The 14,392-nt window shown below is 52.7% G+C and carries 15 protein-coding genes; 13 read left to right on the top strand and 2 right to left on the bottom strand.

All coding sequences use genetic code 11. From position 1 onward, the window contains the following. The first annotated feature begins 7 nt into the window (after window positions 1-7). From B3Z23_RS17635 to B3Z23_RS17650, 4 genes are read left to right on the top strand one after another with little or no spacing between them, the layout of a single operon-like run. Window positions 8-805, top strand: coding sequence for a MetQ/NlpA family ABC transporter substrate-binding protein (locus B3Z23_RS17635; protein WP_414716510.1), 798 nt, complete (start codon window positions 8-10; stop codon window positions 803-805). Next, complete coding sequence (locus B3Z23_RS17640; RefSeq protein WP_294912544.1) at window positions 802-1,590, top strand: methionine ABC transporter ATP-binding protein; 789 nt, start codon at window positions 802-804, stop codon at window positions 1,588-1,590. The genes B3Z23_RS17635 and B3Z23_RS17640 overlap by 4 nt, the downstream gene beginning before the upstream one ends. Further along, window positions 1,578-2,246: a methionine ABC transporter permease gene (locus tag B3Z23_RS17645; RefSeq protein WP_294912546.1), complete on the top strand. Its 669-nt coding sequence runs from the start codon at window positions 1,578-1,580 to the stop codon at window positions 2,244-2,246. Before B3Z23_RS17640 ends, B3Z23_RS17645 begins: the two co-directional genes overlap by 13 nt. Before the next feature lie 17 nt (window positions 2,247-2,263). Further along, the gene (locus tag B3Z23_RS17650) at window positions 2,264-3,346 is read left to right on the top strand and encodes an iron-containing alcohol dehydrogenase family protein (RefSeq protein WP_294912547.1); all 1,083 of its coding nucleotides are present in this window, start codon (window positions 2,264-2,266) and stop codon (window positions 3,344-3,346) included. Between the two features lie 55 nt (window positions 3,347-3,401). Here B3Z23_RS17650 and B3Z23_RS17655 read toward each other — a convergent pair whose 3' ends face one another. Further along, window positions 3,402-4,313 (bottom strand): LysR family transcriptional regulator, encoded by a 912-nt coding sequence (locus B3Z23_RS17655; RefSeq protein ID WP_294912549.1) that lies wholly within the window; start codon window positions 4,311-4,313, stop codon window positions 3,402-3,404. 124 nt (window positions 4,314-4,437) lie between these two features. Here B3Z23_RS17655 and B3Z23_RS17660 point away from each other — a divergent pair, with 124 nt between their 5' ends. Next, window positions 4,438-5,211 carry an SDR family oxidoreductase gene (locus B3Z23_RS17660; RefSeq protein WP_294912551.1) on the top strand — a complete coding sequence of 258 codons (774 nt, stop codon included), beginning with the start codon at window positions 4,438-4,440 and terminating at the stop codon, window positions 5,209-5,211. A gap of 157 nt (window positions 5,212-5,368) precedes the next feature. Then, entirely contained in the window at window positions 5,369-6,556 is a 1,188-nt protein-coding gene (locus tag B3Z23_RS17665; RefSeq protein WP_294912553.1) for a low temperature requirement protein A, read from the top strand. Window positions 6,557-6,635: 79 nt separating this feature from the next. On the opposite strand, the gene B3Z23_RS17670 is transcribed toward B3Z23_RS17665, so the two are convergent. Beyond that, entirely contained in the window at window positions 6,636-8,006 is a 1,371-nt protein-coding gene (locus tag B3Z23_RS17670; protein WP_294912555.1) for an MFS transporter, read from the bottom strand. A 99-nt stretch (window positions 8,007-8,105) separates the two neighbouring features. Between B3Z23_RS17670 and B3Z23_RS17675 the strand changes: the two genes are divergently transcribed. From B3Z23_RS17675 to B3Z23_RS17705, 7 genes are all read left to right on the top strand, one after another. Next, entirely contained in the window at window positions 8,106-8,966 is an 861-nt protein-coding gene (locus B3Z23_RS17675; RefSeq protein ID WP_294912557.1) for a LysR family transcriptional regulator, read from the top strand. A 178-nt stretch (window positions 8,967-9,144) separates the two neighbouring features. Further along, on the top strand, window positions 9,145-9,621 hold the full coding sequence (locus tag B3Z23_RS17680) for a cold-shock protein (RefSeq protein ID WP_294912559.1): 477 nt from the start codon (window positions 9,145-9,147) through the stop codon (window positions 9,619-9,621). A gap of 499 nt (window positions 9,622-10,120) precedes the next feature. Next, window positions 10,121-10,831: a GntR family transcriptional regulator gene (locus B3Z23_RS17685; protein ID WP_294912561.1), complete on the top strand. Its 711-nt coding sequence runs from the start codon at window positions 10,121-10,123 to the stop codon at window positions 10,829-10,831. Continuing rightward, on the top strand, window positions 10,831-11,598 hold the full coding sequence (locus B3Z23_RS17690; protein WP_294912563.1) for an ABC transporter ATP-binding protein: 768 nt from the start codon (window positions 10,831-10,833) through the stop codon (window positions 11,596-11,598). The genes B3Z23_RS17685 and B3Z23_RS17690 overlap by 1 nt, the downstream gene beginning before the upstream one ends. A 1-nt stretch (window position 11,599) precedes the next feature. Then, on the top strand, window positions 11,600-12,373 hold the full coding sequence (locus B3Z23_RS17695) for an ABC transporter permease (protein ID WP_294912565.1): 774 nt from the start codon (window positions 11,600-11,602) through the stop codon (window positions 12,371-12,373). Between the two features lie 4 nt (window positions 12,374-12,377). Then, a complete protein-coding gene (locus B3Z23_RS17700) occupies window positions 12,378-13,361 on the top strand; it encodes an ABC transporter substrate-binding protein (RefSeq protein WP_294912567.1) in 984 nt (327 codons plus the stop codon). A gap of 13 nt (window positions 13,362-13,374) precedes the next feature. Further along, entirely contained in the window at window positions 13,375-14,391 is a 1,017-nt protein-coding gene (locus B3Z23_RS17705; RefSeq protein WP_294912569.1) for a quinone oxidoreductase family protein, read from the top strand. The last annotated feature ends 1 nt before the right edge of the window (window position 14,392 follow it).

Below are 14,392 nucleotides of genomic sequence, written 5' to 3' on the forward strand. Positions count from 1 at the left end.
TGAGATGATGAAATCAGCATATTATGGTCTGGCAGGGCTGGCGTTAATTATTTCCCAGGCGGTACATGCCGCGCCATTAAGGGTGGCTGCTGATCCCGTACCTCATTCAGAAATACTGGAATATGTTCAGAAAATAGATCCGAAATTAGATCTGAAAATTATCCAGATGAATGGTGGTGTGAATCCGAATGCATTATTAGCTTCCGGCGATGTCGATGCTAACTATTTTCAGCATCTGCCCTATCTGAAAGATCAGGAAAAAGAGCTGGGTAAGACCTTTAGCGTCGTGGCCTCGGTGCATATCGAGCCATTAGGCATCTATTCTCATAAAGTGAAATCGCTGGCCGATCTGCCGCAGGGCGCCAGTATCGCGGTACCGAATAATTCCACCAACCTGAGTCGTGCGCTCTATTTACTCCAGGACAAAGGGGTGATTAAGCTTAAATCTGTCGGCGATGCAACCTCTGTGCTGGTGACCCCGAAAGACATCGTGGATAACCCTAAAAAGATTAAAATTATCGAAATTGAATCACCGCAGATCCCGCGTTCTCTGGATGATGTCGATGCCGCGATTATTAACGGCAATTATGCACTGGAAGCCGGGCTGGTTCCGGCCAAAGATGCACTGGGACTGGAATCAGCCAAAAATAACCCTTATGCCAACCTGTTGGTGACCCGGCCTGAGCTTAAAAATGATCCACGGATCATTGAACTGGCAAAAGATCTGGAATCTCAGCAGGTCGCTGACTTCATTCGTAAGAAGTATAACGGGTCGGTGATCCCTGTCAGGGATGCCGGGCAATGATTCGGCTGGAACAGGTCAGCAAACTCTATCCCGGAGCAGTTGAACCCGCGATCCGCGATGTGACACTGACCATAGAGCAGGGGACCATTTTTGGCATCCTCGGACACAGTGGGGCGGGGAAAAGTACGTTGCTGCGCTGCCTGAACCGCCTGGAACAACCCACTTCGGGGCGGGTGTTGATTGATGGTCAGGATATTGCGCAGTTACCGGTCAGTGGTCTGCGTCAGCAACGACAGCAGATGGGGATGATTTTTCAGCATTTTAATCTGCTGCATTCACGCACTGTCAGCAGGAACATCGATCTGGCGCTGGAGATTGCCGGGGTGGCCAAACCATTGCGCCGGCAACGGGTGACAGAGTTATTACAACTGGTCGGGCTGGAAGCCTTTGCGGATGCCTGGCCGGGGCGCCTGTCTGGCGGACAGAAGCAGCGGGTCGGTATTGCCCGCGCACTGGCGGCCAATCCCCGTTATTTGCTGTGCGATGAAGCCACCAGTGCGCTGGATCAGGAAACCACCTGTTCGGTGCTGGATTTGCTGGCCGATATTCAGCAAAAGCTGAAGATAACGGTGGTGCTGATCACCCATGAAATGATGGTAGTTAAACGTATCTGCCATGGTGCGGCATTGCTGGAAAAAGGCCAACTGGTGGAGAGCGGGACGCTGCAACAAATTATGGCCCGCCCTGACGGCGAACTCCGGCAACTATTGTTGCAGGATGGCGATACCGATCGTGCGTTCAGGGCGAAATATCTGAAGGAGGCAGCTCAGAGATGCGTAGCGTAGACTGGGGACAGTTTCGGGATCTGATGATCAGCGGAACCACGGACACTCTGTATATGGTGTTGTTATCAGCAGTCTTTACGCTGCTGATTGGCCTGCCGGTGGGTGTGTTACTTTTCCTGACCCGTAAGGGCGGCTTATTGCCAAATCCACTGATTTCTCACCTGTTGAACTGGGTGGTAAACATTGGCCGGGCATTACCCTTTGTGATCATGTTGATCGCGGTGATCCCTTTCACTCGTCTGATTGTCGGGACCACTCTGGGCAGTACAGCTGCCGTGGTACCTATTACTCTCGGGGCATTTCCGTTCTTTTCACGGATTGTGGAAAGTGCACTCAATGAAGTGGATTACGGTCGTATTGAAGCGGTGCAGTCACTGGGCGGTAATCTCTGGTATATCGTCAGCCGGGTGTTGCTGCCGGAAGCGTTACCTGCGCTGGTGTCCGGGGTTACGTTAACTATCGTTATGCTGATTGGTTTCTCTGCCATGGCCGGTGTAGTGGGCGGTGGCGGGTTGGGAGATTTGGCCATTCGTTATGGTTATCAGCGTTTTGATAACACGCTGATGGCAGGAACAGTGATTATGCTGCTGTTTCTGGTACTGGCGATTCAGAAAACCGGCGATATTGTCGTCCGTTCGCTGGCTCATCGTCGTTAACTTCCTAAGGAATTCAGATGTTTAGCGTGAAATCTCCGCAAAATTATTTGCAAGGACCAGGTCTGTTGGGCCGGGCTGGTGAACTGATTCGCCCGCTGGCCAGCCATCTGCGGATACTGACTTCTCCCCGGGCCTGGCAGGCGGTCAACCCGCAACTGATTCATAGCCTGGAACAGGCAGGAATTCGTTGGGAGAGTGAATATTTGCAGGGCGAATGTACCGCGCAGGCGGTGGCGGGTTTCCGTGACAATGTTCAGCAGCAGGGAGCCGAAGGCATTCTGGCGGTTGGCGGTGGCCGTGTGCTGGATACCGCCAAAGCGGCGAATGAAGCCTTAGGCGATCGTCGGCTGATTACCGTACCCACTCTGGCCGCGACCTGTGCTGCCTGGTCACCATTAGCGATTATCTATAATTCGCAGGGCGGGCATCTGAGCAGCAACGAACTGTCACAGATGCCGGCGTTGATTCTGGTGGACAGTGCCATCATTGCGGCGTCGGACCCGCGTTATCTGCGATCCGGTATCGTTGATGCACTGGCGAAATGGTATGAGTTTGAACCTTTTCAGCGGAAAAATCCTCATCTGCTGGCGCTGGATTTAAAAGTAGCGGCAGCCCGGCAGGCCACTGACATTTTTCTGCGTCAGGGAGATGCGGCCGTTGTCGCTAATCAGTCACAGCAGGTGACCGCAGATCTTGAGAAGGTGATCGAAGCGAATATTGCCCTGGCCGGGCTGGCAAACAGTGTTCGTGGCTCACTGGCGACTCCCGGAGTAGCCCATGTGATTCATGATACGCTGACCCATCAGCCGGAGCTTCATGACTGGCTGCACGGGGAAAAGGTTGGCTTTAGTCTGCTACTTCAGTCATTACTGGACAACGGGCTGCAACAGCCGGATCCGCAGTTGCTCAGCCTGTTACGACAGTTTGGTACACCACTGCGCCTGCCGGGATTGCTGGGCGACAGGGCGGCCAGACTGTATCAGATTGCCCATCAGATTCGTTTCCCGGCTGACAGCCTGAATGATTTGCCGTTCGCCGTCACGCCCGTAACTCTGTTGCAGGCCTTACAGCTGACCGAAACTACGGACTTTTCTGCCTGAATTCGCGGGGTGAATGAGACAATCACCGGCAATCAGTTTTACTCACCCGAGGCCGTTATGGGCGGGTGAGTCGCATTTTTTCCCGCAATAAGGGTTCCAGCCAGTCGATAAACAGCTGCAGTGGTCGTGACAGATGGCGACGATGTGGGTAGATGATATTGACCGGCAGTGGGGGTGGCAGGTAATCCGGTAGCACCTGATGCAAGGTGCCGGCAGCGAGCAGTTCTGCGACATCATATTCCGGAATCTGAATCATCCCCATCCCTGCGACGCAGCCGGTTATCCAGGCTTCTGCATTATTCACACTCAGCATGGCATTCACCTGTGCTGAAAAAGTTTCACCCCCTGAGATCCATTGCCAGTTTTCCCGACGACCGGAGGTGGGAGAAGCATAACCGACCACGTAGTGATTCTGTAGTTGGTCCGGGGCCGTAGGTTTACCATAGCGTTCCAGGTAACCTTCTGAGGCCACATTAATCAGCTTCAGCATTCCGGTAGGGCGGGCAATCAACCCGGAGTCGCTGAGCCTGCCAACCCGTACCGCACAGTCGATAGCCTCTTCCGTCAGATTGACACTGCGATCGGTCACCCCGAGTTCGAGGGTGATTAGCGGATAGCGGGCAAAGAAATCTGGCAGCGCGGGGATAATTATCTGGTTACCGACTCTTCCCGGTACATCAACCCTAAGTTTACCGGTCACCCTGCCGTCCTGCTGACGAAACAGGTTCTCGGTTTCTTCCATATCCTGTAGCAACTGCTGACTGCGTGCATACAGGGTTTCTCCGTCAGAAGTCAGAGAAACGTGGCGGGTGGTACGGTGGAACAGCCGGGTTCCGAGCCGGCTCTCCAGCTCACGGATGGCTGCCGAGACGGTAGAGGCTGGCCGGTCAAGGGTTTCCGCCGTGCGGATAAAGCTGCCAATCTCTGCGACACGGATGAATATACGAAACTGTTCAATGGAATCCATAAGCACTTATTAATCGTATTTTCTGCATAGTGAATACAAATCATCCACCTTTATACAATAAAAATCTGTACTAATCTGCTTATCAGCGGGATCGCCGCATTATCTTTCACTCAGAGGGCTGGTTATGTCAGAACATACACTTAAAGGTAAAGTCGTGATTATCGCAGGAGGGGCAAAAAACCTCGGGGGGCTGATTGCCCGTGATTTTGCGCAACAGGGCGCGGCGGCCGTTGCCGTACATTACAACAGTGCGGCGACCCGACAGCAGGCCGACGATACCGTGGCAGAGATTATTGCTGCCGGTGCCAAAGCAGCGGCATTTCAGGCGGACCTCAGTTCAGCGGCGGCGATGGAGAAATTGTTTGCCGATGTAGTGGCACAGTTTGGTCGCCCGGATATTGCCATTAATACGGTCGGCAAGGTACTGAAAAAGCCGATGGCTGATATCAGTGAAACAGAATTTGACGAGATGAGTACGGTGAATGCCAAGACCGCTTTCTTTTTTCTTAAAGAAGCCGGTAAACACCTGAACGATAATGGCCGGATCTGTACGCTGGTCACTTCACTGCTGGGCGCCTATACCCCGTATTATGCCGCCTATGCGGGTATGAAAGCCCCGGTGGAACATTTCACCCGTGCTGCATCGAAAGAGCTGGGCGAACGTGGGATTTCGGTAACGGCCATCGGGCCGGGGCCGATGGATACTCCGTTCTTCTACCCTGCTGAAGGGGCGGATGCGGTGGCTTATCACAAAACCGCCGCAGCTCTGTCACCGTTTAGTAAAACCGGCCTGACCGATATCAACGATATTGTGCCGTGGGTACGTTTTCTGGTCACCGAAGGCTGGTGGATGACCGGACAAACCATCCTGGTCAATGGTGGCTATACTACAAAATAACTGCCGTACCCTGTTGCCTAAAGTTTCCGGCAGCACCCGGGCAGGATCATTACCCGGTGCTTTTGGTCTGATAACGGAAGGTGCCGGGTTGGTTGCATTTAAAAGCGGGCGGCAGCCGACGAGCAGGAAGCCCCAACCGACGATAAAGAGACGATGTATGGCTGATAATAATCTGGCATCGACGTTATTACGCCAGCGTGATGGCCACCATGCGCGGGTGACATGGGAGGAGCTATTTTTTGACCTGGTGTATGTGTTTGCGGTGACGCAACTCAGCCACAGTTTATTGCATGACCTGAGCGTTTCAGGGGTACTGCACACCTTAATCCTCTGGTTCGCTGTCTGGCTGGGCTGGCAATATACCTGCTGGGTAACCAACTGGTTTAGTCCGGAAACCCCGGCCATTCGCGGACTGTTATTTTTTGTGATGGCGGCCGCACTGGTGATGTCTGCCGCGATACCCGAAGCATTCACTGAGCGGGCGTGGATTTTTGCCCTGGCTTATGTGGTGATACAGGCCGGACGTACCCTGGTGATAGTGATAGTGCTGGGTCGTGAACATGCGCTGAGTCCTAATTACCGACGGATGCTGGCATGGCTGCTGGTTTCGGCGGTATTCTGGTTTGGCGGGGCGCTGGCCGGGGGAGATCTGCGCACCCTGTTGTGGGTGATTGCGGTGTTATGTGAATACCTGTCACCGATGAGCGGTTTTGCCTTCCCGGGGATGGGGCGATCTTCCACCCGTGACTGGACGATTGAGGGTGGACACCTGACGGAACGCTGTCAGTTATTTGTGATTGTCGCTCTGGGAGAAACCTTACTGGCGACCGGAGGCTCACTGTCGGCAGAATCTCACTGGAGTTTCTCTGAGATTTCCGCGATGGCAGCGACTTTCCTGTCGGTACTGGCGGTGTGGTGGCTTTATTTCGGAACCTCCGGCAAAGAGGCGACACTGGCGATCAGCCGCTCTGATGATCAGGGCAGGATGGGGGCCCGGTTCCACTATCTGCATGTCATCCTGATAGGCGGCATCATCGTGATGGCGGTCGGGAATGACCTGACCATGGAATCTCCGGAACAAGCCACCGGACTGTTACACAGCCTGGTGTTGTGTGCAGGTCCGGTGATCTTTCTGGCAGGCAGTGCGTTTTATAAAAAAACCGTTTACGGAGAAATTCCTGCGCCCCATCTGGCGGGGGCAGTCGTGCTCTGTCTTATCCCATGGATCATTGCGTCGCTAAGACTGGAATGCGCCAGTTGGGTGACTACCGTGGTGTTACTGCTTACCGCGTTGGCTGAAGGGCGGGTTCATCGTCATCGTCAGGGACTGAGTGGCGGGGAATAACAACACGGGGTGGAATGTCAGGTTGTCAGAGGTACCGCCACTACGCTGACAACACCGTCGCATGCCCCCTGTCCGCAGGTCAGGCCGGAAGGTGTCGTTTTTTTCGGTCCTTATGTCGGTGTTTAAGCCATAATCCGCTGATTCCGGCAGCGAACAACAGCAGTCCGGCTGAAATCGCCAGGGCAGTATGCATTCCGTGAGTGAACTGTATTGGGTTGTGGCTGTTAATCAGTGTGCCAAACAGCGCCACCCCAAATACCCCGCCAGCCTGCCGTGCCGCATTCAGCAGCCCGCCCGCAATACCCGTCTGCCCCGGAGCCACAGAGTCCAGCGCTGCGCTGGTGATTGCCGGAATCGCCAGGGCAATCCCGCTACCGGCCAGTAGCATCGCCAGAGGCGTTGTCAGAGGGCCAGCGCCGATCAGCCACCCGTAGCCGCCGGCAGAGATCAGTAACCCGTACACAGCCAGTCGTTTTACCCCGACCTTCGGCATGATTCTTCCTGCCAGGATATTCATGACCACCAGGATTGCCATCATCGGCAAAAATGCACTTCCGGCTTGTGGCGGAGAGTAGTGCAGTACCGTCTGGAAATAGAGACTCAGCACAAAGATCATGCCGTAAAATGCCAGGTTAGCGATAAAACCGACCAGGGTACTGGTGCGTAAAGTGACCTGGCGGAGCAGGCTGAGTGGCAGCATCGGGTCAGGATGGCGGCGTTCGACGACGATAAACAGCGCCGCGCAGACCACGGAAACGGTCAGTGAGCTGAGTACACTGTGGCTGGCCCAACCATTATGCCCCGCAGTAATCAGCCCGTAAGCCAGTGAACCTGCCGTGATGATTACTGTCAACTGACCGGCAATATCCGGATGCTTACCAGGCCGTGGCACGGAAGGCGGAGCATAGCGGGCGACGATGAGCAGCCCGATAATCCCGGCAGGGACGTTTAACAGAAATACCGATGGCCAGCCCTGCCATGTCACCAGCCAGCCTCCGGCGACGGGGCCAGCGGCCAGGGCAATCCCTCCGGCGGCTCCCCACCAGCCGATGGCTTTTCCGCGCTCGGCATCATCCCGGAACAAAATGTGGATCAGCGACAGTGAGGCCGGGACCAGCAAGGCAGCACCGGCTCCCTGGATGACCCGTGAAGCAATTAATGTTCCGGCAGTCTGGGACAGCCCGCAGCACAATGACCCGAAAGTAAACAGGGCAAACCCGGCAAGAAACACCGGTTTACAACCAAACCTGTCCCCCAAAACGCCGGCGGTCAGTAACAGCGCGGAGAAGGTCAGGGAATAACTATTAATGATCCACTGTATGCCACGCATATCGGTGTGCAGACTGAGGCGTATTGCGGCGATAGCCACATTCACCACACTGGTGTCCAGCAGGACAATCGCGAAGGCCAGGCAGGTGGCAATCTGTGTGATTCGGGTACGATAATTCATGACGGCATCACTCCTTTCTTCAGAGGATGCAGCATAGAGAATTGTGAGCTGTGCGTTAATTCCCTATAGTTACACAACACTCCGGGGAAAAATGCACAGATGCTAAACTGGGAAGATTTGCGTTATTTGCTGGCTGTAGCCGAAGCCGGTAGTTTGTCGGGGGCTGCCCGCCTCTTAGCGGTTGATCATGCCACCGTCAGTCGGCGGCTTAACAGCCTGGAAATAAGCCTTAACAGTACGCTGGTTCGGCGTTCCACCCGCAGCTGTTCTGTGACCCCGTTTGGACAGCAGATTATTGGTATGGCCAGACGGATGGAAGAGGCGGCATTTGCCATTGAACGGAGTGCCCTTGCTGAACAGGAACAGGTAGCGGGCAAGGTCACCCTCAGTGCGCCCCCGGTGCTGGCGACTCATCTGCTGGCGGGCAACCTGCAACTTTTCCGGCAGCGCTATCCTCAGATTCAACTCAGCATTGTCAGCCAGGCGGCACGGATCTCCCTGAGTCGCCGGGAAGCCGATATCGCTCTGCGGCTGGCTCGCCCTGTAGACGATAACGATGTGGCTCGTAAACTGGGAGTCATGCCGTTTTCACTCTACACACACAGGGATTACCCACAGAAAAACCAGCCTGCTGACTGGGCATTTATTGGCTACGATAACCAGTATGCCGCTATGCCACATGCGAAATGGATTGTAGCCGCAGCGAACGGGCGACCGCTTAGCTGTGCCGTCAGTGATATTACCAGCCAGTTGATGGCAGCGAAAAGTGGTGCCGGAGTGGCGTCTCTGCCACAATTTATCGGTGATGCCGAATCTGATCTACAACGTCTGCCATTCAGCGGTGAACTGTTCGCGCCGGAGATTTGGCTGGTGGTCCATGCCGATTTACGGGGTTCCCCGTTATTGCGCAGAGTGCTGGATTTTATCAGCGAAGTGGTGACTGCTAAAGGGCTGACCTGACAGCCGATAAATCATCTCGATTTTTCTTCTGGCCGGGTGAATGGGGAGTGAATCAGATGAACAACTGCAAAATTATCACCCAGTCAGGTGCCAAAAACATAGTCTGTGCGGGCATTGTATTCTACACTGCGCGCTGCAAAAATTGAGCAGATAAACGAGTTAACAGGCGGTAACAGCGATGAACGGAACAATCACAACCTGGTTTAAAGATAAAGGTTTTGGATTTATCAAAGATGAAAACGGCGACAACCGCTATTTTCATGTGATTAAAGTCGCCCACCCTGAGCTGATAAAGAAAGATGCGGCGGTCACTTTTGAACCCGGTACTAACAACAAAGGGCTTTCTGCGTTCTCGGTTAAAGTCATTCCGGACAGCAAGTATATTTTTATTGCCGGTGAGCGGCTGAAACTGACCGCGATAAAATCCTTTGTGGTTTACAGCGAAGAAGTGCCCGCAGATGCCGGGATTGATAAAGAAAACACCGTACTGTCAGTCGGCGCGCTGATGAACAGTATCCGGCCAAAATCTGAAGTGGCCCCCGGGGCCATGCGATCACTGAAAAAACTGGCGATTACCACTTTCCAGGGCTCGACGTCGATTTTCACCGAAGATGAAATTGATATCGATGCCACGGTGAAAATGCTGAAGATCTGATCACCCGGGTTACGTTTCTGCCGTAATACATGGAGACCTTGTCCAGTATTGCGGTCTGAAACTTAATTCTTTCACTGAATTTTCTGATTCAGTCGTTTCTGCCTTGCATCTTCAACAGATGCAATTTCAAAGGCTGAAACGGTATTACAGCGTCTGTTGTTTTCTCAGTAGACTGCAATACCTCACAGGGATCCAGATATTCTCTTCTGATGACACAGATGCACTTATCTACATTTCAAACTCATATTCCTCCCGCAAGTTTCCGGAAAAATCATGAAGTGATGATATCTGCATCAGAGCATTTCTGCGCGCCCGGAAATGTGTAGATAGCAAACTGAGGTCACAATCCACGTATTGAGCTGCCCAGATGGCTCGGTTCCCTGCTAAACAAAGCTTTTTTTCTTATTTCTTCCCACTCCGTAAACTCCTTAGACTGGCCTTATTAAGCACCTTATAACGCTCCTGTGAGCATCTCACAGAGTGGCTGAGAGAGTCTTTTATGCTGCCATCCCGTCCAACACCAACATTATCACTAGCTGACGCGGCTTATAACCAAATCCGCCATGACATCCTGAGCTGTCGTCTGATGCCCGGGGCGATGATTACTGAGTCTGAATTGATGGATAGCTATCAGATCGGTAAAAGCAGCTGCCGTGTTGCACTGGCCCGACTTTGCCATGAGTATCTGGTGGTTTCACGTCCCCGTAAAGGCTACTACATTGCACCGATCACCGTGCAGGATGTTGAAGAGATTTTTACGCTGCGTACTCAACTTGAGCCTTTAGCTGCCCGGCTGGCGGTAGGGCGGGTTGATATTGAATTGCTGCGTGAGTTGGAAGCGGCCTGTCGTGTAGAACTTATTGCACCTTTACCGGAACAAATTGATGTCTTTATGAATGCTAATAAACGCTTTCATCTGGCGATTGCTCAGGCATCGGGTAACACGCATCTGATCCGCACGCTATCTGGATTGATGGATGAAATGTCCAGGTTAGTGGCATTGGGTTTTAACGTGCAAAAGACTAAACCAGAAATCAAAAATGACCATAACGCAATGATTCAGGCTTTCACAGACAGAGATGCAAAACGGGTTGAACTGATTGCACGCCGCCATATTGAAACATTTCAGGCTATGACGTTGGAAAAAGTCTACGCGACTCTTAGCAAAGGGGATGTTTTGCTGCCGATTCTCGAAAGGAGGCCCTTCTGATGAGTGAGGTTTTGCTTGATGACTACGTTCCGGATGATGCAGTGATACGGCTCTCCGGCATCGGGAAGCATTTTGGCAATCTGCAAGTGCTCAACGATATTTCTCTTTCGGTTTCTCAGGGAGAAACTGTGGCATTACTGGGAGCTTCCGGATGTGGCAAAAGTACCCTGCTGAATATTATCTCGGGATTAATGGTGCCGGAGCGTGGTGAGATTATGCTCCAGGGCCAGCCGCTCAGTGAATTTAACCGCTGGTATAAGCTGGGGTATTTGTTCCAGGAAGACCGCTTATTGCCCTGGCGTACAGTACGGCAGAATGTCAATTTCGGACTGGAAACCAGCCGGTTAAGCAAGGATGAAAGACATTCACGTGTTGCTGAAGTGCTGAAGTTAGTCGGCCTGCAGACATTTGCTGATGCCTGGCCGCATCAGCTTTCGGGAGGAATGCGCAGTCGTGTGGCTCTGGCTCGAAGTCTGGTGGCTGAACCGGAAATTCTGCTGATGGATGAACCGTTTTCAAAACTCGATCCGCAAATACGCAGTGCAATGCACGATGAATTGCTGCGCATCCGCAAACTGAAAAACATGACGATTGTTATTGTTACGCATGATGTTGAGGAGGCAGTAGTGCTGGCCGATCGCGTAATTATTCTCAAACCTCACCCGGGACGGATCCATCAGATTGTTCCTGTCAGTTTGCCCAGACCACGTGTCCCGACGGCAAAAAATGTGACCGAACAAGTCCGTTTACTGCGACTGGAGGTCTGAAATGCATCGGTATAATCAATGGTTTTCGCTGCTGGTTCAGCGCCTTATGTTACTGGGTATTTTTATTGTTGTGTGGTGGGTTGCCTCACGACATATGCCTTCGTTTGTCTTTCCTGGACCGATAAGTACCTGGTATGCAGTGAAAATGCTCTGGCACAGTGCGAGTTTTTCCCATGATGTCGGTATTACTTTTTCCCGGGTACTGTCAGGCTTTCTGCTGGCAACAGTGATCGGAACACCGCTTGGTCTGGCTCTGGGGGCAAGCCGACGTTTAGCGCAGTTTTTTGAGCCGTTACTGGCGGTATTTAACTCTGTTTCTTCAGCGATATGGGCAATATTTGCGATTATCTGGTTCGGAATTTCGGATCTCACGACTGTATTTGTGGTGCTTATGACTGCACTGCCACTAATACTCACCAATGTCTGGCAGGGAGCGAAAACCGTCGAGCCACAATATGTTGAACTCGCGCGCAGCTTCCGGATGAGCAGAATGCAGACTCTGCAAAAAATCTACCTGCCGACTATTTTGCCTTACTTCTTTTCAGGGGCCAGGCTGGCGTTTGGCTTTGGCTGGCGGGTCTCGCTGGTGGCTGAAAGTCTGGGGGCCTCGGATGGCATTGGCTATCGCCTGCGCCAGGCTGGAGATTTGGTACAAACGGATCAGGTCTTCGGCTGGACGTTGTTATTAATCACACTGATGCTGCTGCTGGAAGGCGGCCTGATAAAACCCATGGAACGCTATTTGTTCCGCTGGAAAAACCTTAACCAGAGATAATCCCATGAGAAAAATATTAATGGCGGTCGCGCTGGCTGCCGGGGCTTTCTTTGCCCTGAATTCGGCTTCCGCCGCAGAGAAGGTACGTATTGGCTACTGGACCAGTGGTGTCAGTCTTGGATACGGCACTGTCCTGGAAAGTAAAAACTTTTTAGCAAAACACGGGATTGATGCGCAGTTTGTTCATTTTCCGGGAGTCAATGGACCACTGAGCGCACTGGCTTCAGGCTCGATTGACCTGGCTTTCGGGGCACCACTGGCCGGGGTATTTAGTGCCTCTTCCGAAGGTGTTCCGGTTAAAATTTTTGCCGCGACACAACCTGCTGATGTGCAGTTTGTGGTGCCAGCCGATTCACCTATCACCCGTTTGTCCGAACTAAAAGGCAGGAAAATCGGTATGTCCCCTGCAGGGTCATCTGTGGCGGTGATCGCAGGGACAATTTTGCAGGAAAGTGCAGGTATCGGACCACAGGACTTCTCCCTGGTTGGGGGGAATGAGTCTCGCCTCGCGCAGTTTTTGGCGCAAAAACAGATCGATGCCGCAGCGCTCCGTTCAGTCACGATTAGTCAACTAACGGGTTTACATGTCAGATCTCTCGGTACTTTTGCTGATGAGTGGAAGGCTCTGACCCATTCTGATGCCGTACCCTATATCGGTGTCGGTGCAGTCAACAGCAAACTGGCTGAACAGCATCCTCAGACAGTTGCTAATGTGATTGCAGCACTCCGCGATACTCTGGAGTGGGGTCATTCACATCCCGAAGAGGTCGTTGAGTTACTGCAAAAGCAGGCAAATTTGCCGTTACATGATGCACAGGTGTATGTCAGTCACTGGGATAGCATGAACCGTATCACCTTTGAACCCGCGGATATCCGCACCTTGAAGCGTCAGCATAGCGTATTTGTCAGCAGCGGTGCAATCAAAGGTCAGCTCGACAATTCGCTGTTTGATACCGCTCCGTATCAGTCTGCTAAATCAATTAAATAATCAGGAGATTTCTGTGAGCAGAATAATGAAAGCGCTGGTGCTGAATCAGCATGGTCAACTGGATCAACTGCAGGTCATTACCGATAAGCCCCGTCCTGAACCTGCCAGAGGGCATGTGGTGATTCGTGTCGGGGCCTCCTCGTTTAATTATCACGATGTTTTTACCGTAAAAGGTATGCCCGGGATAAAAGTGCCTTTCCCTGTGGTCATTGGGCTGGATCTGGCCGGAACCATTGTCGCGATTGCTGACGATGTGACGGGGTGGAGCATCGGTGATCGGGTGTTAGTTAATCCTCTTAAACCCGGCGTAGGTCTGATGGGAGAAATGACCGATGGGGGGATGGCGGAGTATGCACATGTTGATACAACACAGCTGATTGCCCTGCCGGATTCGGTCAGCACTGCACAGGCGGCAGCACTTCCGGTCGCTTATGGAACCGCGCATCGTATGTTGGTGACGCACAATACTGTGAAAAAAGGCGATAAGGTCCTGATTTTGGGGGCCAGCGGGGGGGTAGGTACAGCCTGTGTCATTCTGGCAAAACAACTAGGGGCTGAAGTGATTGCCTGTGCCGGCAGTGAACAGAAAGCCGCGGCGCTGAAAGCTCTGGGGGCAGATCATGTGGTGAATTATCACGAGACCGATTTTTCTAAATGGGCTATCGCGCACTATGGCAAACCCCAGCGTCGCAGTTTTGAGGGAGGAGTCGATGTGGTGATTAATTTTACCGGGGGGGATACCTGGCGACCTTCACTCAAATGCCTGAAACGTGGCGGAACTTTACTGGTCTGTGGCGCGACAGCCGGTTATGACCCACAGGAAGATTTGCGCTATGTCTGGAGTTTTGAGCTGAATATTAAAGGCTCTAACAGTTTCTATCAGGATGATTTGCAAGCGCTGGTTACGATGGTTGCCGATGGGCAGATAGACCCACTGATTGACCGTATATTACCCATTGAAGAGGCTGCTGAAGGTCTGCGCCTGATTCAGGATCGGGAAGTGTTGGGCAAAGTTATTGTGACGCCGTAGC

This window comes from Tatumella sp. UBA2305 (assembly GCF_002345795.1).
Classification (GTDB): Bacteria; Pseudomonadota; Gammaproteobacteria; order Enterobacterales; family Enterobacteriaceae; genus Tatumella; species Tatumella morbirosei.

Coding starts and splice junctions, on each gene's coding strand:
- B3Z23_RS17635 (WP_414716510.1), top strand. CDS start 8: ATGAAATCAGCATATTATGGTCTGGCAGGGCTGGCGTTAATTATTTCC.
- B3Z23_RS17640 (WP_294912544.1), top strand. CDS start 802: ATGATTCGGCTGGAACAGGTCAGCAAACTCTATCCCGGAGCAGTTGAA.
- B3Z23_RS17645 (WP_294912546.1), top strand. CDS start 1,578: ATGCGTAGCGTAGACTGGGGACAGTTTCGGGATCTGATGATCAGCGGA.
- B3Z23_RS17650 (WP_294912547.1), top strand. CDS start 2,264: ATGTTTAGCGTGAAATCTCCGCAAAATTATTTGCAAGGACCAGGTCTG.
- B3Z23_RS17655 (WP_294912549.1), bottom strand. CDS start 4,313: ATGGATTCCATTGAACAGTTTCGTATATTCATCCGTGTCGCAGAGATT.
- B3Z23_RS17660 (WP_294912551.1), top strand. CDS start 4,438: ATGTCAGAACATACACTTAAAGGTAAAGTCGTGATTATCGCAGGAGGG.
- B3Z23_RS17665 (WP_294912553.1), top strand. CDS start 5,369: ATGGCTGATAATAATCTGGCATCGACGTTATTACGCCAGCGTGATGGC.
- B3Z23_RS17670 (WP_294912555.1), bottom strand. CDS start 8,006: ATGAATTATCGTACCCGAATCACACAGATTGCCACCTGCCTGGCCTTC.
- B3Z23_RS17675 (WP_294912557.1), top strand. CDS start 8,106: ATGCTAAACTGGGAAGATTTGCGTTATTTGCTGGCTGTAGCCGAAGCC.
- B3Z23_RS17680 (WP_294912559.1), top strand. CDS start 9,145: ATGAACGGAACAATCACAACCTGGTTTAAAGATAAAGGTTTTGGATTT.
- B3Z23_RS17685 (WP_294912561.1), top strand. CDS start 10,121: ATGCTGCCATCCCGTCCAACACCAACATTATCACTAGCTGACGCGGCT.
- B3Z23_RS17690 (WP_294912563.1), top strand. CDS start 10,831: ATGAGTGAGGTTTTGCTTGATGACTACGTTCCGGATGATGCAGTGATA.
- B3Z23_RS17695 (WP_294912565.1), top strand. CDS start 11,600: ATGCATCGGTATAATCAATGGTTTTCGCTGCTGGTTCAGCGCCTTATG.
- B3Z23_RS17700 (WP_294912567.1), top strand. CDS start 12,378: ATGAGAAAAATATTAATGGCGGTCGCGCTGGCTGCCGGGGCTTTCTTT.